Source organism: Parendozoicomonas verongulae, from assembly GCF_009711465.1.
In the GTDB taxonomy this organism is placed as follows: domain Bacteria; phylum Pseudomonadota; class Gammaproteobacteria; order Pseudomonadales; family Endozoicomonadaceae; genus Sansalvadorimonas; species Sansalvadorimonas verongulae.
Genome location: NZ_SMME01000530.1, coordinates 1 through 239, shown reverse-complemented (window position 1 = coordinate 239; position 239 = coordinate 1).

Genomic DNA, 239 nt, shown 5'->3' with positions numbered 1-239 from the left:
GTCAGGATAAGCCAAAGCCATGAGGTATTTACCAGCCTTTGCAACGAGCATAGTCTCTGATTCAACCCAGGCCACGAAAGGCTAGTCGATGAGTAAGGCCGGGGCAATTTTCAAACACGGTAAAATTATGGACCCGGTTCTATTTGAGCCGCTTCCCCTTGCACCTGGCGTCGCTGCTGCCCCGGCGGTGGGAGTAAAGCAGGTTGACTGAATCGAGGGTGATGCCGCAGGGGCAGGTG